The following is a 23,208-nucleotide window of genomic DNA, read 5'->3' on the forward strand; positions in this document are numbered from 1 at the left end:
AAAATTACTAACTATGAATATTAGTATTTTGAAAGACATTTAGATGAAAACACACACACCAAATACAACAATTATTTAGATTTAAAAATTAACCACTCTTTTCATTTTTTATAGAATATTTATAGTTATGGTAGTCAAAATAAATCTCTTTCTTTTCAAACCATTCGTCATTGTCGTAAAAATAATTCCTGATTTCTTGAATATCTCTTTTGATAGTCCTTTCGCTTACTTTAAATTCAGCAGAAAGTTCCAATTTATCCAATTTTTTATGTTGTATAAACCGTGTGTATATACTCAAAAGCCGATGCGAACGATTCAACTAAGTCACCTTCTTTCTTGGTAAAGTTATTATACAACCCGAAAGGGACGAATATTGGCCCAACTATATGTTTTTTACATATTTTTCTCTTTTTTTTAAAATTAGCGCAACTTTGAAACAAAACGATTTAATTATGCGCATTTAGAAGTAAAATAAATAAATGAACGATCCATCCACTTTTATTTATTATCTTTGAGAAATCATTAACTTATGTAAAATTGAGAAAGGTATCCTTTTACTTAGTAAGCGTAAAGTTAGTAAATAGATACATTATTCAAAGCGCAAATCAGGCCAACTAATATTTAAGGAATAAGGAAAGTGTAGGATGAGCATTGATATAGTGGATTTTAAAAGGGATAAAAAGCGAGGCATTTTAAAAAGCTCTTCATCTTTAATTACGGATGAAGAGCTTTTAATCACATATTAATTACTATATGTTTATTCTATATTCATATATACGACATGTGTGCGTAAATATTCTTCTAAGCCATGCTTGCCGTCAGCACCGCCAATGCCTGAATGTTTAACGCCTGCATGGAAACCTTGCATAGCTTCAAAATTTTCTCTATTAATATACGTTTCGCCAAATTCTAAGCGATCTACAGCTTTAAAGACTTGTTTCATATCGTTAGAGTAAATAGATGAAGTCAAACCAAACCTGCTATCATTTGCGAGCGCTATTGCTTCATCAATAGTTTCAAAACTCACGACGGGTAATACAGGTCCGAAAACTTCTTCTTGTATGATTTCCATGTCGTTATGACAATCTGTAATTACGGTTGCTGGATAAAAGTTACCTTTACCTTTAGGTAGAACGCCGCCACATACTAAGTGTCCTCCTTGTTGAATAGCTTGTTCTACGTGATGATGCACATTTTTTTGGGCTTTTTTATTAATTAGTGGTCCCATATCATAATCACTATCTAACGTGTTACCGTACGTTACTTCAGCCATTTTTGCTACTAATTTATCTACAAATTGATCTTGTATGGATGATTGCACATAGACTCTTTCTGCGCAGTTACACACCTGACCGCTATTGATAATACGTGAATCAATAATATATTGTACTGCTTTGTCAATGTCAGCATCTTCTAAGACAATGGCTGGTGCTTTACCACCTAACTCTAAATTTACTTTTGTAACATTGCGGCTCGCCGCTTCCATGACTTTTTTCCCTGCACTTTCACTACCTGTAATCGATACGAGTTCAATTGCTTCATTGCGTGCGAGTTCATCACCAACAACTTCGCCGGCACCATTGACTAAGTTGAAAACCCCTGGCGGTAAGCCTACTGTATCTAAAATCTCAGTAAAAATTAAAGCGTTAATAGGCGTCTCTTCTGATGGTTTTACGACAATTGTATTACCAGTTACTAATGCTGGCGCCATTTTGCGTGCGATTAAAAAGAATGGGAAATTCCAAGGTAAAATACCTGATGTAACGCCAAGCGGTTTTTTATACAATAAAATATGCTCGTTTTTACGATCGCTTTGAATAATCTCACCTTCAAAACGACGCGCCCACTCCGCCATATAATCTAAATAGTCAGCAGTAAAAAATACTTCTGTACTGGCTAAATCACGCGTTTTTCCGCCTTCTTTGATAATGACTTCCGTTAACTCTTCGTTACGTTCGCGTATTCCCGTGGCTATTTTCTTTAAATATTGTGCTCTTTCAATAGCAGGCACTTCGCTCCAATCAATTTGTGCTTGTTGTGCACTATAAATTGCTTCTTGAGTATGCAATTGTGTACCTACATAGGTTTGTCCAATAATATCCTCTGTCGCTGGATTTATAACATCAATTACGGGTGCTCCTGGTCGCTCTACAAATTGGCCGTTTACATAATCTTTAATTTGATACATCACTTAACCCCTCACTTCTTTTAAATTATTTGCTTGCGCTGCTTCTTTTACTTGAATGTTTGCACTGTCGCCATAACGCTCTTTTTCAATTTGTGTTAATGTCTTGCCTTGCGTTTTCGGTGTTAATACTAAGCCTATTATAGTGTGAATGGCTAAGAAACTAATCATAATTATACCGGTAACTTTAAAACCTAACGTCGCCAAAATCGTCGGTAAGACAAAGGAATAAATTGAAATACCAGTACGTACAATAAAGTACATTAATCCTTGTGCCCCTGCGCGGTACCTTGTTGGGAAGAGTTCACTCGTCCATAGTGCATAAAAGGCTTGCGCTCCAATACCTGCAGATGAACCCCAAAGTACAACGAACAATATGAGTGAAACCCAGTTCATTGGCGCAAATGTTAAAATTAACCATGCCACGATACCCATAACTGCGCCAACGCCAAATAATAGTCGTTGATTAACTTTATCTCCTAACTTCATAAAGCCAAAGTATGTCGTCACTACTGTTAAGAACCACAACATGGCTTGTAAAATGTTCGCTTGAGCGCCAGATAAACCGCCAACGCTTTCATAAATAAATGGCATAAAATAACCCATAGCGCCAGAAGTTAAGTTCCAAAACAGGTAAATACCCATTAATAATAACATCGCTTTTAAATTCACAGGGTTGGTAAATAATTCTTTAATTACTGATGTTTTTTTAATATCATGAGCCGCTTCTGCTTTCTCTTTCGCTTTTTCTGCTTCCCAAATTTCAGATTCATTCATACCTTGACGGATCCACCAAGTTACACCTGCAATAATGAATAGATGTAAAAAAATCAAACGTGAACCTAACAAGCCCATGGGTGCAACAATAACTGCTAATAAAAAAGTGATTGCAGGGCCAATGGACCAAGCCAGTTGTGCTGTACCTACACGTTTCGCACGCTCATCTTCAGGCGCTTCTTCTGCAATATACGTCCACGCAACAGGCACGCCGATACCAACTGCAATACCGACAACAATAGTACCAATCAATAGCATTGAGAAGTTAAATGATAAAATAATTGCTAGTATGCCTAACATATATAGAATTAAATCATATTTGAAAATAAATTTACGTCCCAATTTATCTGTAATTGGACCGCCTATCAATGCACCAATTGCTGCTCCCAAAGCATTTGCACTCAATGCACTCAACAAACCAATTTGCATGTTATCAATATTTAAATACGCTTGCCACAGTGATAAACTACTCGCTGCGGCAATGATGGAACCAGCTTCGATATAGTTCGCCATTGCAATCGCAATCGTTGCCACCCATCCTGTTGTTTTTTTAGGTTTTAAGTTCATTTTTCCATCCCCTTTTTTTATTCTAGGAAAAACACTTCTGTTAACTCGATTGACTTCGGACTATTATCATCATTCACATTCATAATATCTGCCATATAATCCCACCACTGACGACATATCGTTTGTTGCGCAATTTCAGCGTGTAGTGTTTCATCTTCTATTGTTAAGACCGAAAATAATTCACCGGTACGTTCATTTAAATAAATATGATAATCACTCACACCATGGTCTTTTAATAGTTGTTTCATTTCAGGCCATATCTGATCATGGCGACGTTTGTACTCTGCGTGACACCCTTCTTTCACATACATGACTGAGGCTAGCTGTGGCATTACTTCACACCTACCTCTAAATAGCCGGCTTTTGGTTCTACATTAAACTCTTGTGCAAGTGCACTAAGTTGTTCATCACTAATTTCTTGCTTCGTGCCACCTTGCGCTTGAACATACGTATAAACTTCTGCTGCTTTTTCAATTGTTTCAATCAAACCAAATGTTTCATCTAAGTCTTGTCCAGCACCAAAAACTCCGTGAAATGGCCATAATACACTTCGACAATATGTCATTTTCTCTGCCGTTAATTGTCCGATTTCTTCTGTTCCAGGGACTACCCAAGGAATAACACCGATACCATCTGGGAATACAACTAAACACTCTGTACACATCTTCCATAACGTTTTGGTCAATGCTTTTTCATCTAATTCATGTGCAAACGTCATCGCAATCGTGTGTGTCGCATGGCAGTGCATGATGACTCTATGATTTTCATCAACTGCTAGGCGTTGGGCATGATTCATTAAATGCGTGGGCAATTCACTTGTCGCATATGCACCATTCACAAACCCCCATAAAATGTCATAACTTTTACCATCAGCAGCGATTTGAATTAAACCAAGTGTGTCTTGAGGATCGTCTTTAATATTTTTAAAATATTTTCCTGTTCCTGTAACTAATAAATAGCGTTGTGCTAACGCCTCAACAGTAAACGGCAAGGCAATATTACGTGTGTTTCCCGTGAAACCATCTAAGAAAGGTGCTACTTTATCATCATCAATAATCCACGAGATATTACCTCCGTTACGTTCATCCCAGTCTTTGTTGTACATCACATTAGTAATATTGCATAATGATTTAATCATAGGCGAATCGATAAATTTTTCCATTTATATCCCTCTTTCTGCCAATACATTTTGTTCATAATCTTTAATAGCTCCATACCAATTTAAACCTGGCTCTACATCATTTCTAAGACAAAATTCATCCCAAATAGCACCAAATAAATAAGTTTTCATTTCTTCTTGTAATGCTAAACGTTGCGTAAAATCTCCAGTTAGTTCAGCTTCTTTTAATTGTGTCACCGGGTCTAATAGTGCTTTTAATAACGCTTTTTGCATATTTCTAGTACCAATAACCCATGCGGCTACACGGTTGATAGAAGCATCAAAGAAATCTAGGCCTACAGTTGTCGTATCTATTAAGTCGTTATAAATTAATTCTTTAGCTATTTCATTTAATTCATCATCTAACGTTACGACATGGTCGCTATCCCATCGCACCGGTCGTGACACATGTAAACTTAAACCTTTAGTAAATAATGACAAAGCTGATAATTTGTTAGACACAACTTCAGTTGGATGATAATGACCAGCGTCTAATAGAATTTGTTTATTGCGTGTTAAGCCATAACCCATATAAAATTCATGAGATCCTACTACATAACTTTCTGAGCCGATACCAAATAATTTACTTTCCAAAGTATCTACGTTATAGGCTTCATCAATGTCTTCGCTGAAAATTTCATCCAAACTATTCATTAAACGTTTCCGCGGTGTCAGACGATCTACAGGTGTATCTTTGTACCCATCAGGTACCCATATATTAGTAATTGACGCTTGGCCTAATTCTTGACCAAAATAAGCACCGATTTGGCGTGCACGTTTACAATGTTCAATCCAAAAATCACGAATTTCTTGTTGTGGGTGTGCTAATGTTAAGCCGTCTGCTGCTTTTTCGTGACTGAAGCACGTTGGATTAAAATCTAACCCTAAACTGTGTTGTTTCGCCCATTCTACCCAATTTCTAAAGTGCTTAGGCTCAATCTCATCTAAATCAATCGTTTCTTCTGTTTCAGCATAAATACTGTGTAAGTTAATTTTATGATTTCCTGGGATATGTTTAAGCGCTTCTTCTAAGTCACTGCGTAGTTCTGCACCATTACGTGCTTTACCAGGATAATTACCTGTTACCGAAATACCACCTGATAGTTCCTGATTAAATAAAAAGCCTTCGATATCATCCCCTTGCCAACAATGAATAGAAATTTTAATATCCTTTAGTTTATCTAATGCGGCTTCTACGTTAACTCCTATTGATTCATATTGTTGTTTTGCTAACGCAAATGCTTCTTTATAATTTGTGTGCATATTGTGTTGCCTCCTTAAATAAATTAATATCAGTGATTCTGTCTGTTGTATCTTTAGGTGTCATGATATGTTGCAGCATGTTTGACTGTGCAATTGCTTGTCTCGCTTCTGCTATATCTTTAAATTGTTCTGTCGCGATCATTGTGGCTGCTAAGTTACCAAAAACTGTAGCTTCTACAGGGCCTACAATAATATCGCAGTTCGTATAATAAGCTGTAAGTTCATTTAAATATTCATTATTAGAGCCACCGCCTACAATATTAATAACTTCAATCGTCGACCCTGTTATCTCATTCAATGCCTCTATAGAAACTGCATAAATGATAGCTAAATTTAAATACACTGTTTGTGCTAATTCTCCTATAGTTTGTGGAACGGATTGTCCAGTCTCAATGCAATAGGTTTGAATAGCTTCAACCATGTTATTTGGATTTATAAAGCGTGCATCATTAAAATCAACGAACACTTTAAAATCAGTATGTTGTTGTGCCTGTTTTACCATTTCGGGAAATGTATAATTCTTGGGCCAATCTTTACGGACTCTTTGGATAATCCACATACCTATAATATTTTTCAAAAACCTATAAGTTCCTTGAATCCCTCTTTCATTGGAATAGCCCTGATTAAAAGCATTTTCAGAGACAATAGGCTCTGATAATTCTTGACCAATTAATGACCACGTCCCACTGGATAAAAATGCCCAATCTTTCCCACTATGACCTACTGATCCTAATACTGCAGAAGCAGTATCATGCGACGCGGTCGCATAAACACACGTTTCTGGTAAATTATGCAACTTATGAATATCGGGTCTCACATCTCCAAGATATGTGCCAGGTTCAACCACTTCTGCAAACTGTTGAGGCTTGATATCGACTATTTCTAACAATTCGTTATTTAAGTTATAGCCATATAAGTCTAATAATTGTGTAGTACTTAAATTAGTAACTTCGTTAGTTAATCGCCCAGTTAAGCGAAAGTTTAAATAATCCGGAACTAATAAAATATATTCTGCTTGTTGTTTTACCGATTTACATTCTTCATATAACTGAAATAACGTATTAAATTGTAAAAATTGAATACCCGTCTTGTTATAAATATCGTGCTTAGTTATTAATTGAAATACTTTCTCCATTGTATGGTTCGTACGCGTGTCTCTATATGACACCGCTTCTTGCAAGCGCTTACTTTTATCATCTAAAAAAATATAGTCTACACCCCAGGTATCTATACTTAAATAACATGAACGGACGCCTAGCGTTTTGGCTCGTTCGAGTGATATTATAATCTCATCAAACAAATAATCAACATCCCACACTTCTTGTTGATTTTGTGTGGTAAATCCATTAGCAAAACGATTAATTTCTTGTATTTTGATATCTCCGTCTTCTACATGCGCTAGGACTGCTCTTCCACTTGACGCACCAATATCAACTGCGATGTAATTTTTCATTTCTTCACCTCTTTGGTTTACATTATAGAGCTATAGTTATCACAAATCAACAATAAACCACATATTTTGTTGTTTGTTGTTGTTTATAATGGTGATATGTGAGGTTTTAGGCTAGGTTATGCTATACTAGAGAAAAACAAATTAGGAGCAATGACAGATGAAGCCTTTTGAACGGAGAAAAAATTTACTGAATGAGTTATACGTAAACAACGTTGTTTACGTAAGTAAATTAGCAGAAACATTTAATGTCTCTGAAGAAACTATCCGCAGAGACTTAGAAAAATTAGAAAAAGAAGGCATTGCTGAACGTAATTACGGTGGAGCTAAATTATTAAAGTCTGAAGAACTACCTTATTCTGTTCGCCACACACGGAATAAAGAAGCCAAGCTTAAGATTGCTAAAAAAATCAATCACTTTATTGAAGACGATACTAGCTTATTTTCAGACTCAAGTTCAACAGTTATCGAAACGTTAAAACAATTCGCAATTACTGATAAAAAAATCCATATTATTACAAACGCAGTCAATGCCTTATATGAGTTAAACCAGTCATCACTCGAAATTAATTCGACTGGAGGTAAACTCTTAAAACACTCATCAGCATTAGTTGGGCCGCAAACAATTGAATCCATTCATAAATTTAATCCTGACTATGCTATTTTAAGTTGTAAGTCCTTAACTAAAGATGGCATGATTACTGATTCGAATGAGTATGAAGCGCACATCAAAGAGTTAATGATTAGCAAAGCCAATAAAGTTATTTTAGCGGTCGACACCTCAAAATTCGATAAGACCAGTCTTATTACATTCGCGCAATTATCTGATATTGACTACATTGTCACTGATACAGAACTCGACCACACATGGCAGAACATATTCGCTAAAGCGTCAACGATTGTGTTATAACCAATGTTTGGCTACACCCACGCCAGACTTACTAACAACATAAAACACCCACTACTTATGCTGTACACAAAAGTAGTGGGTGTCTGTCTTTATTAAAAATATTGTAGTGTTTCTTTGTTTATCGGTGATAGAGCATTTTAAATTGGTTGATGCTTTCATGATATTCATGTGCTTTTTTAGTAATACGCTAGTTTCTCCAGCTGAAAAAGTTGTTTCAAATATTGACACTTTTTCCAAGATTGCTTAGCGTTATACCTCAAGATAATTAATTTATATAATGGTATAATTATATAAAAAGGAAGAGGATTTATGAATCATTAGAATTTTTCATAAAAGTTTAAATATTAAATCGAGACATATAAAATATGGAATTTTAATAAGGAGATATGCTTTCTATTCAACATAATTTAACTTCTCGGAAGTGCATATGCTTACGTGCTTACAGATGGTATAATAATGGAGTCGCCTTAACTTCCGGCGATATTTTCGACGGAAGGAGGTGAAACCTATGGTAATTCTCTTTGTTAGTATAATTGCACCTGTGATTTCAGGATGCATTGTTGCGATCTTCTCGTTCTGGCTAAACAATCGTAACAAATAATAAGGCGACATAGCTGCACCAAAAAATCCCCTCACTATTTCCGGTAGTGAGGGGATTGGTGTACCTATGGAACTCTCTTTGTTATTTACATTATAACATCATAGTATGGAGAAACGCAAAAACAGGATTTTAACTTCTTAAAATAGGCTGATTAAGACATAGACAATTAGGTCGCTTATCTAAAATTTCTTCGGATAGTAAATCAGTGTCTATGAGCTTTTTTAACTCTTATTGTTTCAACTTCACTTTGGAAACCCATTAATAGCATTATTTAGAGGGATATTAATAAATTTTAAAAAATATACTAAGTTACTATACTTAAAAAAGTTAGAAAAAGCAAAAGGAGACATCCTTTTAGCTAGGCAAAACCATCAATATGAAAAGATTATATGATGTGTTACAGTATGAATGGATTTTACTTGAAGGAGCGATTTTTAGGTGAGTAAAAACAAACTGTACCTCCTACTTATATTACTAGTTTGTATAATAGTAGCAGCTATATGTGTGCCAATTTTAATTAAAAATGGTAGTTATTCAGTACTAGTTTCAGCGTCTATCCCTTTTATTATTTTAATTATATATTTCTTTGTAGAAAGAAAAAATGATAAGAATGATAAAGGTAAGTAGTTATTAATTAAGTAGAATAAATTTAAAATTATATTATCAGCATAAAAGGAGTGAATTTATGAGTAAAACAGTCATGTTAAATCTTTTAGTTTTTATATTATTAATCATATTTGCTTTAGCATTTGTTACTAACATTTTTGGAGAATTGACTATATATATCATTATTATTCTTCCTATGATTATGCTTGTTTTAGGAGTTTATTCATTAGTAATTAATGTCAAAAAATATAACAATAGTAATAACTACATTAACAATAATAAATTTAAATAGATAAATACAAAGCCCGAATGTTAGGCACTGAATCCTTTAAATGAGCATTTATTAAAAACACTATTTTCTAGGCTGCTAATTCCTTGAATTCTATAGGAGATAAGTAGTCTAGTTTTTGTTGACTCCTAAAGTAACTTGGTATTGAACTTTCATTAATTCTCAAGAGCTGATCTCCATGATAATGCGTCAGCTAAAAAACACCCACAAGAGTTTTCCAACTAAGTGTAGCCTGTTATAAATTTTTGAGAATCCTATAAACAGTAGAACGGCTGACTCCAGTTTGTTTAGCAATTTCTTCACCAGTAAGTTTTTGTTCATCGTATAAGAATTTAATCTCTCTTTTCTTGTGGTCAGGTAATGAAGGTCGTCCACCTTTTCTTCCTCTTGCTCTTGCAGCTTCTAGACCTTTTTTCGTACGTTCACTTAATAAATTAGCTTCGAGTTCAGCAAATGCACTCATCATGGTAAAGAACATTTTGCCCATCGCATCTTTGGTTGATACGTTCATATCTATAATATGTAAATCTATGTTATTATCATCCAACCACTGGGATAACTCAATTAGTTGCTTTGTTGTACGTCCAAGACGATCTAGTTTATAGATAACCAGGATATCTCCTTCACGTAAATAGTCTAAACATTTATCAAGTTCCGTTCTTTTCGTTTTACGACCACTCGCTTTTTCGCTAAAGATACGTTCACAACCATATTCCTCAAGTGTATCAATCTGTCCATCAAGACTTTGGTCTTGTGTTGATACACGTGCATAACCAATTTTAGCCATTTGAATACCACCTCTTTTAATCGTTTTATGGGCGGGCTTATTAACGAAATATAATTCTCGATGCAAATAAACGCGTCTGTCAGCGTCTAAAAACTCATGTTTTTTGAAATTTTTGATACATTGATTATAACACAAGTTTATAGACTTAAATATCTAAGAAAAACCTCTCATGTCACTTTGCTTGATATATGAGAATTATTTAACCTTATAAATGAGAAAAAAGCAACGCACTTTAAATAAGATTAAGTAGTTCAGTTTTGGAGTACAAAATGACAAAATGTACTTCAAAATGGACTACTTTTTTCATTTTAACTTACATACCAAATTACATACAAAATGATTTATAAAATGCAATTGAAAATGATAATTGAATGAAAATTTGTGATTTTGTGGTATTATGATAATATAACTTATAGAAAAAATTGCTTATTCAACTAACGGGCAGGATAATGAGAAAAGGTTTTTTGATAGAAATAAGAAATTAGATGGTAAATTAGTTAAAAAGGCTGTGTTATAAATGAAAGTTTCTTTGATTGCTGCGATGGATAAGAATAGAGTGATTGGCAAAGAGAATGACATTCCTTGGAGGATTCCCAAGGACTGGGAATATGTTAAAAATACTACAAAGGGACATCCGATAATATTAGGTAGGAAGAACCTTGAATCAATCGGAAGAGCCTTACCTGACAGAAGAAATATTATTCTGACGAGAGATAAGGGGTTTACCTTTAATGGTTGTGAAATTGTTCATTCAATAGAAGATGTTTTTGAGTTATGTAAAAACGAAGAAGAAATTTTTATTTTCGGAGGAGAACAGATTTATAATTTGTTTTTCCCTTATGTTGAGAAAATGTACATCACAAAAATACATCATGAATTCGAAGGAGATACTTTTTTTCCAGAAGTGAATTATGAGGAATGGAATGAGGTATTTGCCCAAAAAGGGATAAAGAATGATAAAAATCCGTATAACTACTATTTTCATGTATATGAAAGAAAAAACTTATTGAGTTAACGGGTGCGTTAATTGAAGAAGAACAGTAAAGATAAAGCACAAGAGCTTGGGATTACTCCAAGCTCTTTTTGTCATTTGAAATAAATTATATCTTTCCAATCAAATTGTTTATCTGTAATCCCTAATCTTTGAGCAGGTGTCAAAACCTTTTTATCCGCTGATTTAAAAGGGCGACAAAAGTTGTAGTAAGTTCTTAGAATTGTAATCGCAAATTGAGCATACTTCGGATTGAAGTTAGCGTAAATATAGCTCTTCTTATCACCACGAGCTGTTGTTAATGGTCTTTCAAGAGATGATATATAACGTCTTATCTGTTGAATAAAGCTATTGGTCGAATGGTCATTAACATTTAATAGCATCTTTGCGATTTCGTTTGGTTCCAGAGCAGATAAATCCGTTCTACAATCAACTGAATAAAATCCTTTATCCTTAGTGGCTAATGGATGTTTGATAGGGTTATCGGCATATTTGCGATATCTTTCTCCATCTTTACTAATAGCCTCTTCGTGGAATTGATGACTTGTTAGTAATTCAGTTAGATAATGAGATGCCAAAGTCCGTAGAAACTTTGTTTTGAATCCTCTGATATCTCCCCAATCGAGCAGTTCTGCTTTTGCTTGTCCGAATTCTTTTAAGCATTGTTTTCTGCTTTTCGTCTTGTTAACTTGGCAAATAAAATGATGTGCATCGCTCAACCTTAATTCTTTCGTGAATACTCTATAAAAGGCGTTTCTAATAGAGAAGTCATCATCACTAATCATTCGCCATTCGTCGGCATTAACCATTTGTTTAATTAACCAATAGTGAGCAGTTGTAGTATAAGGAGCATCAACATTTAAACCATCGACAAATCTACTCCTATTAGTAATTTTCCCTAATTCGTGAAGATAAGCATTCCTATTTTCGCTATCGTTAGCGGATGGTTCTTGTGGATAATAAGACCAATCTAACCTATCATTTTTACGACTAAAAGTATTGAGATGGTCTTCTTTGAATTTTCTTGTATCTTCATTTAATTCATCCATTGAAATATTCCAATCATAGGCAACATCAGAACGGAACACATATCTTGATAAGACCTCAGCAGATACAACTATATACGTTTGCATATTAAGGTCTTCAAACCCCGTATATTTCTTTGAACCTTGTCCTTTCTTACGGACGTTATTTAGGTAGTAGTGCATCTTGTCCGTATTAAGCCACATCTCGTTAAATTTCTTTGTTTGAAGGGGTTGTGTCTCATATCGTTCTAAAAACTCCAAACAACGCCTATACAGCCACTCCAGCTTATGATAGTAGGTTCCAACTCCAATTCCTAAAATATCACAAGTACGACTGACTGAAACCCTTCCAACAACCATCTTAGCGAACATTGGAAGAATGGTGTTCTTTTGTTGGTGATAAGTAGTGGTTTCTTCTCTTTTTGGTAGAACATTAGTGAACTTCTTACACGCCTTACATTGATAGCGTTGAGATTTGCCCCTACTTTTCCCCCTTTTGTAAAATTGCTTCGGCTCATTGAATGGGGTTGATTCTTCTTCCGAGCAGCCTTCTTTATGAAATTGATAATCTGGCTCAACATCTTGGATGCTATTGATTTCTATAAGGCGTTTAATTTCTTCAACAACAGACCAATTAGATAAAGGGGTTACTGTACAGTTTTGCGATACACCTCTGCCAATAGGATTGTCATTGCAGTACATACCTTTATGACCTTTATCTTTGGAACTACCAGTCATTTTATATCGACTTGGTTTCCCTTTTACATCTTTGAATTTGTGCTGTTCTTTCCCAAAATTACAACAAAACGGATTGATGCAGTAATTATATTGAATGGGATATTCAGAACCGTTCCATTTAAAAGACGTTGGCAAGAACAACATTTTGTTATACCTTGTTGCAAATCGTTTTGGAGTTAATAAATCATATTGTTTAGCCCTATCTTTTAATTCTTCGTTTGAAATCGGAATTTTAACATCTACAATTTCATCTTCCTTCGTGGCTAATCTTTTAAGCTTGGTCATTGTCTATCAACCCACTCTATCTTTGATACCCATTTTTTCAACAATCCGCTTATTACTTCGCTTGTTGGCAATCCATTCAATAAACTTCTTATCGTCTAAAATGTTCAATAAGAATTCATCCACTGCTTCGCTTTCAGTACGCTCTGCATATTCAGCGTATTGCTTAACTATCACCCTTACTTGCTCTGATATTTCCCAATCCACAGACTTAGCGTTCTTATTTTTTGGCTCAAGAAATTGCATAGGAAAATGCACCCCTTTTTGCTTAGTAAATTGTAACCATTTTAACACACCAATTTGCATTCCTACAATAATTATTTCACGTTCGCATTTTTATATACATTTTAACTTACATTTTGTGGTGTAAATTAACAACAAACGTTGATTTAACAATAAAAAACGAGTATCAAATTCAGTTGCAATTTGATACTCATTTAGGTTTACATTTTCACTTTTTGTACTCCAAAACTGAACTACTTAAAATAAGATACGTTGCTTTTTCGATTGATGAACACCTATAATTAAACTATTCATCTATTATTTATAATTTTTTGTATATACAATATTTCTAGTTTGTTAAAGAGAATTAAGAAAATAAATCTCGAAAATAATAGAGGGAAAATCAGTTTTTGATATCAAAATTATACATGTCAACGATAATACAAAATATAATACAAAATATAAGATGTTATCAGTATTTATTATGCATTTAGAATATTAAAATTCCTTCATTACACTCTTGGCGGTTTCACTTATCAACTTATCATTTGGCTTATCACTTTTATTGTCTTTATTCGTAAAAATGACTAAAACAATAGGTTCAGATTGGCCCTTAGGATAAACAAAAGCAACATCATTTCTAGAAGCATATGTTATTGCTTGACCACTTTTATCAGCAACCTTATAGTCTTTTGGAACACCGTCTTTAATTAAAGTATCTCCGCTTTTATTATTTAACATTAAATCAAGTAAGAATTTTTTGTTTTCTTTGCTTAATTTTCCATTTGCGATAAGTTTATTTAAAGTCTTACCGAAAGCAGCAGGTGTTGAAGTATCTTTTTTGCTCTTTGGTGAATAGTAATTTAATTCTATCTCATATCTAACTGGATTTGTTACTTTATCTCCTAGTTCTTTTAGACGTTGTTTAACTTTTTTGATTCCACCGATTTCTTTTATAATTTTATTGTTTGCTGTATTATCACTATATGTCATTGAAGCCTCAATAAGTGCTTTTAAAGTGATATCTTTTCCTACATATTTTTCTAAAATAGGAGAATAAGCAACTATATCATCTTTGTTAATATGTACTTTTTTATTTAACTTATTATAAGGTACTTGTTCTAACAAAATAGCACTATTTATCGCTTTTGAAGTTGAAGCATAGGCAAATCTCTTATCTGAATTAAATTTTACTTCCTTACCACTTTTAGTATCTAAAGCATAAACACCAATATGAGCATTATATTTTTTTTCTAAATCATTTAACTCTTTGGCATGTGAACTGTTTGAATTACATGCACTTAAAACTAAAGCAATTACAATTAAAAATATTAACTTTTTCAAAATAAACCCTCCGATATTACAGTTGTAATTTTTATAAATCAATAATATTACAATTGTAATATCGGTGTCAATAGTTTATTATAAATATTTGAAAGAAGGTGTTGAAATGGCTAAGTTATTAATAATGAGCATAGTAAGCTTTTGTTTTATATTTCTATTGTTATTATTTTTTAGGTACATATTAAAACGCTATTTTAATTATATGTTAAATTATAAAGTTTGGTATCTAACTCTTCTTGCAGGATTAATTCCTTTCATTCCTATTAAATTCTCTCTTTTTAAATTTAATAATGTGAATAATCAAGCGCCCACAGTTGAAAGTAAGTCACACGACTTGAACCATAACATAAATACCACCAAACCTATTCAAGAGTTCGCAACAGATATCCATAAGTTTAATTGGGATTCAATTGATAATATCTGCACAGTTATTTGGATAGTTTTAGTTATTATTTTAAGTTTTAAATTTTTGAAAGCCTTATTATATCTTAAATATTTAAAGAAACAGTCACTTTATCTAAACGAAAATGAAAAAAATAAAATAGATACGATACTTTTCAACCATCAATATAAAAAAAATATTGTGATTCGAAAAGCAGAGACTATTCAATCTCCAATAACTTTTTGGTATGGGAAATATATTATTTTGATTCCTAGTTCATATTTTAAAAGTGTAATTGACAAAAGACTAAAATATATAATATTGCATGAATATGCTCATGCTAAAAATAGAGATACTTTACATTTAATTATCTTTAATATCTTCTCTATTATTATGAGTTACAATCCATTAGTACATATTGTAAAAAGAAAGATAATTCATGACAATGAAGTAGAAGCCGATAGATTTGTCCTTAATAATATTAACAAAAATGAATTTAAAACTTATGCGGAATCTATTATGGACTCCGTATTAAATGTTCCATTTTTTAATAAAAATATATTAAGCCATTCATTTAATGGTAAAAAGTCATTACTCAAAAGAAGATTAATTAATATAAAAGAAGCCAATCTGAAAAAACAGTCCAAATTAATTCTAATTTTTATTTGTATTTTTACTTTTTTGCTCATGGTAATTCAAAGCCAGTTTTTGATGGGGCAATCCATAACTGATTATAATTATAAAAAGCCCTTACACAACGATTACCAAATTTTAGATAAAAGTAAAATTTTTGGTTCAAATAGTGGATCTTTCGTCATGTACAGCATGAAGAAAGACAAATACTATATTTATAACGAAAAAGAAAGTAGAAAAAGGTATTCTCCTAATTCAACTTATAAAATTTATTTAGCTATGTTTGGACTTGACCGACATATTATAAATGATGAAAATTCACGTATGTCATGGAATCATAAGCATTACCCTTTTGATGCTTGGAATAAGGAACAAGATTTAAATACAGCAATGCAAAATTCAGTTAATTGGTACTTCGAACGTATTAGCGATCAAATACCAAAGAACTATACTGCGACTCAACTCAAGCAATTAAATTATGGTAATAAAAATTTGGGAAGTTATAAAAGCTATTGGATGGAAGATAGTTTGAAAATATCTAATCTTGAACAAGTAATAGTTTTTAAAAATATGATGGAACAAAATAACCATTTTAGTAAAAAAGCAAAGAATCAATTATCTTCTTCATTATTGATTAAGAAAAATGAAAAGTATGAACTGTATGGGAAAACAGGTACAGGTATAGTAAACGGGAAGTATAATAATGGGTGGTTTGTAGGTTACGTAATTACAAATCATGATAAGTATTATTTTGCTACACATTTATCAGATGGAAAGCCATCTGGGAAAAATGCTGAATTAATCAGTGAAAAAATATTAAAAGAAATGGGTGTTTTAAATGGCCAATAAGCAAGTTGAAATATCTATGGCTGAATGGGATGTTATGAATATAATATGGGGTAAAAAATCAGTATCAGCTAATGAAATTGTAGTTGAAATTCAAAAATATAAAGAAGTTAGCGATAAAACGATTAGAACATTAATCACAAGACTATATAAAAAAGAGATTATAAAACGATACAAATCAGAGAATATTTATTTTTACTCATCAAATATTAAAGAAGACGATATTAAAATGAAAACTGCTAAAACCTTTCTTAATAAACTGTATGGAGGGGACATGAAAAGTTTAGTGCTGAATTTTGCGAAAAATGAAGAATTAAATAACAAAGAAATTGAAGAATTGCGAGACATTTTAAATGATATTAGTAAAAAGTAATTAGAGATATGTTTCAAACATAATACATATGTAAACTATGCTTGACTCTTATTAAATTAGTTTTGTTAATAACATTTAAAATATATTATTAAAGATGAGAGTGTACAGAAAATAACCATTTTCTGTACACTCGTTTTTTATGTCTAAATAAGTATGTATTACATAGAATTATGTGTTCAAAAACCCAACAAAAAATCTATGTTCACAAAAGACCTTGTGATTAAGTTATGGTACACTGGAGGTGTATATAGGAGGTTTGTATTTTGAAAATAGGTTATGCAAGAGTTTCAACTGGATTACAAAATTTAAATTTACAGGAAGATCGATTAAATACACATGGTTGTGAAAAGATATTTAATGACCATATGAGTGGTTCAAAAAGTAAAAGACCTGGTTTAGATAAAGCAATTGAATTTGCGAGGTCAGGAGATACCATTGTTGTTTGGAGACTAGATAGACTAGGACGTAACATGGAGGATTTAATCACATTAGTTAATGAACTTAACGAACGAGGCGTGAGTTTTCATAGTTTAGAAGAAAATATAACGATGGATAAATCAAGTTCTACAGGACAATTATTATTTCATTTATTCGCAGCATTTGCAGAATTTGAACGTAATTTAATTTTAGAACGTTCTTCAGCTGGCCGAATTGCGGCACGTGCAAGAGGAAGATATGGAGGGAGGCCTGAAAAATTAAATAAACAAGATTTGAATTTACTTAAGACGCTTTATGATAATGGCACACCCATTAAAACAATAGCAGAACAATGGCAAGTTTCACGTACAACTATTTATCGTTACCTCAATAAATTGGAGGACAAGGAAGATGAAAAACAAGGAGAAGTATCTAACTAATTTTTCTGAAGCCAAACGTAAAGAAGCTACTCAAAAGTACAATATAATAAAACCTTTTATCTTGGGAAATCAATCTTTATCAAGTATTTCTAAAAATAAGGACATTGCATTAAGTACACTTTATAGGTGGAATAAATTATATAAGGAAGAAGGGCTTACTGGTCTAATTCATAATACAAGAGTTGATAAAGGTGATCATAAATTAGAACAAAACATAATTGACGAGATTAAACGCCTTTCACTCAAGAATAAAAGAAATAGTATTGCTACAATTCATAGGAAAATCGTTAATTATTGTATAGAAAATAATTTTGATAAACCAAGCTACAAACAAGTTTATAGTATTATTAAAGCAATGCCTAAGTCTGTTATTGATTTCTCTCACCAAGGTGAAAAATACTATCAAAATAAGTACGATTTAATACAAATAAGAGAATCCTCAAGACCCAATGAAATATGGCAAGCCGACCATACTTTGCTAGATATTTATATATTAGATCAAACAGGTAATATTAATAGACCCTGGCTAACCATTATTATGGATGACTATAGTCGCGCAATTGCAGGATACTTTATAAGTTTTGAAGCTCCTAATGCTCAAAATACAGCATTAACACTACACCAAGCAATATGGAATAAGAATAATACCAATTGGCCAGTATGTGGTATACCCGAAAAATTCTACACAGATCACGGGAGTGACTTTACCTCGCATCACATGGAACAAGTCGCTATTGATTTGAAAATTAACTTGATGTTTTCAAAAGTTGGTGTCCCTCGTGGTCGCGGGAAAATAGAACGTTTTTTTCAGACAGTTAACCAAACTTTCTTAGAGCAACTTCCTGGATATATAAACAATAATGATACTCCTAGCGATTTAATAGATTTTCAAAATTTCGAAGAAAAATTACGATACTTTTTAATTGAAGATTATAATCAAAAAGAGCATAGTGTTATCCAGAGCACTCCTATCAATCGGTGGAACAGTAATCATTTTTTCCCTAATATGCCAAGCAGTTTAGAACAACTTGATTTATTATTATTAGAAATACCTAAATCTAGAAAAATTCATTCAGATGGCATTCATTTTCAAGGCTTTAGATACAGTAATACAAACCTAGCTGCTTATGTAGGTGAGTATGTATTAATTCGTTACAATCCCAATGATATGGCTGAAATACGTGTTTTTTATAGAGATGAATTTCTTTGTACAGCAATATCTCCTGATTTAGCTGATTATTCAATTGATATAAAAGATATACAACACGCACGTAGTCAGAGAAGAAAACACTTAAAACAAAATATTGCTAGTCCAAGCACCACTGATTTAATTAAGGAAGAAAAAAATTATGGTTATTCACCTCAAGAAACGACTAAAAACGTCAAAAAATTAAAGAGGTATCGTAATGACTAAACATCAGAATTTCATTGAAACGAAAGAGTATAAACGATTTGCTGAATTTTGCGATGCTTGTATCAAATATCAATATATTGGGATCTGCTATGGTCAACCTGGTGTCGGAAAAACTTTATCTTCTAGGTATTACACAAATTGGAATACTATTGAAAAGCAAGTTAATCATAGAGGGTGGGAAGATCTAGCTAGTAAAACGACTGATGATATATTATCGGTGAATAAGATATTTTATACTGCACCGGCTGAAAAACAAACAAGATTAAGTAATGATCTATATAGTATTAGTGCAAGTATTGATTTGGGTCAAAAATTACACATCGTAAATAAGTATGGTCATGATCATAGTAAACATTATAGTGATATGTTTAAATATATTGATTTAATTATAGTAGATGAGATTGATCGCCTTAAAGTGCAACATTTAGAGCAATTAAGAGCTATTTATGATGAACATAATTTAGCAATGATATTTATTGGTATGCCAGGTATAGAGAAAAAACTATCTCGTTATCCTCAACTATATTCGCGTATAGGTTTTGCACATGAATTTGATAATCTAAGTAAAGACGAGACGCATCATATATTAGAATATAAGTGGCAAGATTTAGGATTTGATTTAAAACTCGAAGACTTTACTGATTATGAGGCAATAACGACGATTATTAAAATTACAAAAGGGAATTTTAGGCTGATTCATCGTTTATTTGCGCAGATAGATAGAATTATGGATATAAATGGCTTAGATAAAATCAGTACAGAAGTTGTAGAAACAGCTAGAGATAGTTTAGTCATAGGTATTCGTTAATAGAAAAAGCAATGTACTTTAATATAGGACATTGCTTTTCTCATTTACTAGGTAAAATCATTCTCATATATCAAGTAAAGTAACACCTCTCAATTTATAGTTAAGAGGTTTTGTGTCAAAAACGATGGTTATAAATAATGAAGTTGATATGATTTCTGAAGAATAATATTCTAAAAATTATAAGAATTTTAAGAAAGTCCTTTTTATTTCCAGATATTTCTGATAGCGTTGTATCTAAGTTGCAATGAAATTGTAATATAACTGCAACATAATAGAGAGGGGTTTTATTTATCAATTTAGCAATATCTGGAAAAAGTAAAAGTTTAGTAGGGATTATTATTGCGGCTTTAATTGTATCATTATTAGGTATTTTTAATAATGCTAATGCTGCTGAAAGTAAAGATAAAGTGAAATTAAGTCAACCTAACGAAAGTACATTACATATTGAAGAACGTGATGGTGTCACAAGTACTCAAGATGATAAAGGTGTGGTAACTTTAAAGGATCAAAAAGGCAAAACTGAAAAGTTACCTACTGAAGCAAAAGATAAAGATGATAAAGACGTAGTATTAAAATATAAAGAAACAAAAGATGGTTATGACATACAAGTTTTAGATAAGTATCAAAAAGAAGGCTGGGCTAAATGTACTCTAGGAACTGCTGGCGGAACAGGAACTGGCGGTTTAGGTGGAGCAGGAGTCGGTTCAGCAGTACCTGGTATTGGTACAGTAGCTGGTGGAATAGTAGGTGGCGTTTCTGGAGCTGCTACTGGAGCTGCTGCTTCTTGCTTTTAAAAATTGATTAGGAGAATTGATATGGAAAATTCAATATTATGGTCAAGAAAATTCATACCAGTTTATTTTATTGTTGCCTTTTTAAGCTTTGCTTTATTTAAGTTTTATATACAAACAGATAATTATTCAGTATATATTCTTGTAATCTTAGTGCTTGGCTTAGGTATTGCATCTTGCATGTATAATTTTAAAAAAAATAAAAATCAACATTCTAAATAAATAGTCATAATTGGCACTTATATTAATTTATAAGTGCTTTTATATGTGAATCGGCTACACTTATTTTGTATAGAGTTAAATGCTAATAGGTTATAAAAAACCATTAATGATGTAAAATAGTTGCTCTATAACCAACTTTTTATATATTTTATTACTACCTTTAAAATCATTTACGATTTCTTGATTTTTTCGTCGTCATTAGTTAAAAAATCAGATGACTTAACCGAATATTTTGAGGTTTCTTTGATTGTTATAAAATCATATGAATTATTGATTAAAGATATTGTGTTGTTTCATATTTTGACGTCGCATATTAAGTGCGTGTATTTCTTCAAGTTGAGCTTTAATCGATTGCATTAAATAGCCTTGCATTGCTTCAAAGGTTTCATTTTTCTGTAGCAGCATCGCTTTAAAACGTTTCAACACACTTACAATTTCAAACTCAACATCTTCTAAACGGTAATAGGTATCATGTGCATTATTAAATGATTTTTTCCCTTTGAGTAATACACTTTTAATAATACGAATTTCTCTAATTTCAAATTTACTTAAATGATCTTGAAATTGTTGTGGCAATTCTTCGAGTACTTGGAACTTAAGTGCATCATTATTAAACTCGGTTTGTTGGTGATTTGTATGATCCGAATGATTAGGGTTTGTTGAATTGTTATAAATATCCTTCAAATCATTCGTATCATTATTCGCAGTATCAATATAATCAGTATTATTTAAATTAGTATCATTGTTTTAGTAACATTTTTAATTCTTATACCTCAACCAAAACTCGAAAATTCAATCGCTTATAACAACAAAAATTTTAAAACTTTAGTTCAAGAAGAAAAAGTGAAATTCAACCCTTTTTTTGAAGAAATAAAGTCTAATGGCCTTAATTATGAAGTTAAATATGTTGCAGGCAACTTCAAAGAGACAACTCTTTTAGAAGTTAATACGAAAAAATATGAATTAGTTATCGTAAACAATAGAAAACTAAAATTGCAAAGAAAAGATATATTTGGAGATGCTAAACATAAAGTAACAAAAAATATTGAGATCCCAATAATGGCTGTTAATTGATAAATCTTTAAGTTGTATTTTCACAAAGAAAGAAGGCAAATTATGAAAAAAATTATATTAGCAATTAGTATAGTAGGCGTATTAATAATTAATATGGTAGGTTTAAAAAAATACCTAGCGAGAAAAAATGTAATGTCAAATGCTGAGTTATAAAATAAGTTAACATAAGCAATGATTATCAGAAGCTATATTAAAAAGGCTCCTTATCGAATAAGGAGTCTTTTAATCGTGCCAAAATCAGCAATAGTGAAAGTATATTAATCTCTGCTGGGTATATCTATTATGTTTCATTCGGGTTTAAACATCATGCCTTCAGAAACAATTTGTACAAAACGCCAACCCTATTTTTTTATTTCTTTTTTGGGCTGTATCGCTCAATTTTTAAAAAATAATGAATTAAGCCAAAACTAAAAGGCTTGTCTCCTACTTAATATAGGAAACAAGCCTTTGAAATTATATACTAAAGCAAATTACAATTTTTAGGATTGCGTACATTCATATTTATTCAATGAAATTGGCTTTAATTGACTACCGCTAATTAGATAACTTCAAAAGGAATCCATCTCCGTAAAGAAAGCCTTTTTTATAGATTATAAGTGGCTTGAGTGTCCA

At 32.2% G+C, this 23,208-nt stretch carries 23 protein-coding genes and 2 pseudogenes; 12 read left to right on the plus strand and 13 right to left on the minus strand.

Features of this window, described 5'->3' with window-relative positions; all coding sequences use genetic code 11:
* Positions 1-88: 88 nt before the first annotated feature.
* The 7 genes from KA894_RS11075 to KA894_RS11105 form a co-directional block, all read right to left on the minus strand.
* Positions 89-319: an HTH domain-containing protein gene (locus KA894_RS11075; protein WP_096808069.1), complete on the minus strand. Its 231-nt coding sequence runs from the start codon at positions 317-319 to the stop codon at positions 89-91.
* 438 nt (positions 320-757) lie between these two features.
* The gene (gene aldA, locus KA894_RS11080) at positions 758-2,188 is read right to left on the minus strand and encodes an aldehyde dehydrogenase (RefSeq protein WP_210133972.1); all 1,431 of its coding nucleotides are present in this window, start codon (positions 2,186-2,188) and stop codon (positions 758-760) included.
* A 3-nt stretch (positions 2,189-2,191) separates the two neighbouring features.
* Positions 2,192-3,529 (minus strand): MFS transporter, encoded by a 1,338-nt coding sequence (locus KA894_RS11085; protein WP_115341762.1) that lies wholly within the window; start codon positions 3,527-3,529, stop codon positions 2,192-2,194.
* A 17-nt stretch (positions 3,530-3,546) separates the two neighbouring features.
* Positions 3,547-3,861: an L-rhamnose mutarotase gene (gene rhaM / locus KA894_RS11090; RefSeq protein WP_107644404.1), complete on the minus strand. Its 315-nt coding sequence runs from the start codon at positions 3,859-3,861 to the stop codon at positions 3,547-3,549.
* Positions 3,861-4,691, minus strand: a complete 831-nt coding sequence (gene rhaD, locus KA894_RS11095; RefSeq protein WP_119488132.1) for a rhamnulose-1-phosphate aldolase — start codon at positions 4,689-4,691, stop codon at positions 3,861-3,863. Before rhaD ends, rhaM begins: the two co-directional genes overlap by 1 nt.
* Entirely contained in the window at positions 4,692-5,951 is a 1,260-nt protein-coding gene (gene rhaA, locus KA894_RS11100; RefSeq protein ID WP_103372678.1) for an L-rhamnose isomerase, read from the minus strand.
* The gene (locus KA894_RS11105) at positions 5,935-7,404 is read right to left on the minus strand and encodes a rhamnulokinase (RefSeq protein ID WP_119488133.1); all 1,470 of its coding nucleotides are present in this window, start codon (positions 7,402-7,404) and stop codon (positions 5,935-5,937) included. The genes rhaA and KA894_RS11105 overlap by 17 nt, the downstream gene beginning before the upstream one ends.
* A gap of 157 nt (positions 7,405-7,561) precedes the next feature.
* Between KA894_RS11105 and KA894_RS11110 the strand changes: the two genes are divergently transcribed.
* The 3 genes from KA894_RS11110 to KA894_RS11120 all read left to right on the plus strand — a co-directional run bounded on the left by KA894_RS11110 (position 7,562) and on the right by KA894_RS11120 (position 9,810).
* On the plus strand, positions 7,562-8,311 hold the full coding sequence (locus tag KA894_RS11110) for a DeoR/GlpR family DNA-binding transcription regulator (protein ID WP_096808063.1): 750 nt from the start codon (positions 7,562-7,564) through the stop codon (positions 8,309-8,311).
* A 508-nt stretch (positions 8,312-8,819) separates the two neighbouring features.
* Positions 8,820-8,912: a type I toxin-antitoxin system Fst family toxin gene (locus tag KA894_RS11115; protein ID WP_108909077.1), complete on the plus strand. Its 93-nt coding sequence runs from the start codon at positions 8,820-8,822 to the stop codon at positions 8,910-8,912.
* Between the two features lie 685 nt (positions 8,913-9,597).
* Positions 9,598-9,810 (plus strand): hypothetical protein, encoded by a 213-nt coding sequence (locus tag KA894_RS11120; protein WP_115341757.1) that lies wholly within the window; start codon positions 9,598-9,600, stop codon positions 9,808-9,810.
* 232 nt (positions 9,811-10,042) lie between these two features.
* Here KA894_RS11120 and KA894_RS11125 read toward each other — a convergent pair whose 3' ends face one another.
* Positions 10,043-10,594, minus strand: a complete 552-nt coding sequence (locus tag KA894_RS11125) for a recombinase family protein (RefSeq protein ID WP_115341756.1) — start codon at positions 10,592-10,594, stop codon at positions 10,043-10,045.
* Between the two features lie 517 nt (positions 10,595-11,111).
* Here KA894_RS11125 and dfrG point away from each other — a divergent pair.
* Positions 11,112-11,609 (plus strand): trimethoprim-resistant dihydrofolate reductase DfrG, encoded by a 498-nt coding sequence (gene dfrG / locus KA894_RS11130; RefSeq protein WP_000868795.1) that lies wholly within the window; start codon positions 11,112-11,114, stop codon positions 11,607-11,609.
* 71 nt (positions 11,610-11,680) lie between these two features.
* Here the strand turns inward: dfrG and KA894_RS11135 are convergent, their stop codons facing one another.
* The 3 genes from KA894_RS11135 to KA894_RS11145 form a co-directional block, all read right to left on the minus strand.
* The gene (locus tag KA894_RS11135) at positions 11,681-13,633 is read right to left on the minus strand and encodes a hypothetical protein (RefSeq protein ID WP_000163792.1); all 1,953 of its coding nucleotides are present in this window, start codon (positions 13,631-13,633) and stop codon (positions 11,681-11,683) included.
* 6 nt (positions 13,634-13,639) lie between these two features.
* The gene (locus KA894_RS11140; RefSeq protein ID WP_001159903.1) at positions 13,640-13,876 is read right to left on the minus strand and encodes a hypothetical protein; all 237 of its coding nucleotides are present in this window, start codon (positions 13,874-13,876) and stop codon (positions 13,640-13,642) included.
* A 474-nt stretch (positions 13,877-14,350) separates the two neighbouring features.
* Positions 14,351-15,196: a BlaZ family penicillin-hydrolyzing class A beta-lactamase PC1 gene (locus KA894_RS11145; protein WP_000733283.1), complete on the minus strand. Its 846-nt coding sequence runs from the start codon at positions 15,194-15,196 to the stop codon at positions 14,351-14,353.
* Between the two features lie 106 nt (positions 15,197-15,302).
* Between KA894_RS11145 and blaR1 the strand changes: the two genes are divergently transcribed.
* The 7 genes from blaR1 (at position 15,303) to KA894_RS11180 (ending at position 21,522) form a co-directional block, all read left to right on the plus strand.
* Positions 15,303-17,060: a beta-lactam sensor/signal transducer BlaR1 gene (gene blaR1, locus KA894_RS11150; protein WP_001096374.1), complete on the plus strand. Its 1,758-nt coding sequence runs from the start codon at positions 15,303-15,305 to the stop codon at positions 17,058-17,060.
* Positions 17,050-17,430 carry a penicillinase repressor BlaI gene (gene blaI / locus KA894_RS11155; protein WP_001284656.1) on the plus strand — a complete coding sequence of 127 codons (381 nt, stop codon included), beginning with the start codon at positions 17,050-17,052 and terminating at the stop codon, positions 17,428-17,430. Before blaR1 ends, blaI begins: the two co-directional genes overlap by 11 nt.
* 263 nt (positions 17,431-17,693) lie before the next feature.
* Positions 17,694-18,287, plus strand: coding sequence for a recombinase family protein (locus tag KA894_RS11160; protein WP_000690636.1), 594 nt, complete (start codon positions 17,694-17,696; stop codon positions 18,285-18,287).
* A complete protein-coding gene (locus KA894_RS11165; protein WP_000790709.1) occupies positions 18,259-19,701 on the plus strand; it encodes a Mu transposase C-terminal domain-containing protein in 1,443 nt (480 codons plus the stop codon). The genes KA894_RS11160 and KA894_RS11165 overlap by 29 nt, the downstream gene beginning before the upstream one ends.
* A complete protein-coding gene (locus KA894_RS11170; RefSeq protein ID WP_000160701.1) occupies positions 19,694-20,509 on the plus strand; it encodes an AAA family ATPase in 816 nt (271 codons plus the stop codon). The genes KA894_RS11165 and KA894_RS11170 overlap by 8 nt, the downstream gene beginning before the upstream one ends.
* A gap of 407 nt (positions 20,510-20,916) precedes the next feature.
* Complete coding sequence (locus KA894_RS11175) at positions 20,917-21,303, plus strand: hypothetical protein (protein WP_229719077.1); 387 nt, start codon at positions 20,917-20,919, stop codon at positions 21,301-21,303.
* 21 nt (positions 21,304-21,324) lie between these two features.
* A complete protein-coding gene (locus KA894_RS11180; RefSeq protein ID WP_107644515.1) occupies positions 21,325-21,522 on the plus strand; it encodes a hypothetical protein in 198 nt (65 codons plus the stop codon).
* A 126-nt stretch (positions 21,523-21,648) separates the two neighbouring features.
* Here KA894_RS11180 and KA894_RS14940 read toward each other — a convergent pair.
* Positions 21,649-21,770 (minus strand): annotated as a pseudogene (locus KA894_RS14940) (protein rep); the annotation flags it as partial.
* Positions 21,771-21,789: 19 nt separating this feature from the next.
* Positions 21,790-22,269: pseudogene (locus KA894_RS11185) on the minus strand (replication initiator protein A); the annotation flags it as partial.
* 96 nt (positions 22,270-22,365) lie between these two features.
* On the opposite strand from KA894_RS11185, the gene KA894_RS11190 reads away from it, so the two are divergent.
* Positions 22,366-22,596, plus strand: a complete 231-nt coding sequence (locus tag KA894_RS11190) for a hypothetical protein (RefSeq protein ID WP_119488134.1) — start codon at positions 22,366-22,368, stop codon at positions 22,594-22,596.
* The last annotated feature ends 612 nt before the right edge of the window (positions 22,597-23,208 follow it).

Source organism: Staphylococcus sp. GDY8P131P (assembly GCF_017891975.1).
GTDB lineage: Bacteria > Bacillota > Bacilli > Staphylococcales > Staphylococcaceae > Staphylococcus > Staphylococcus nepalensis.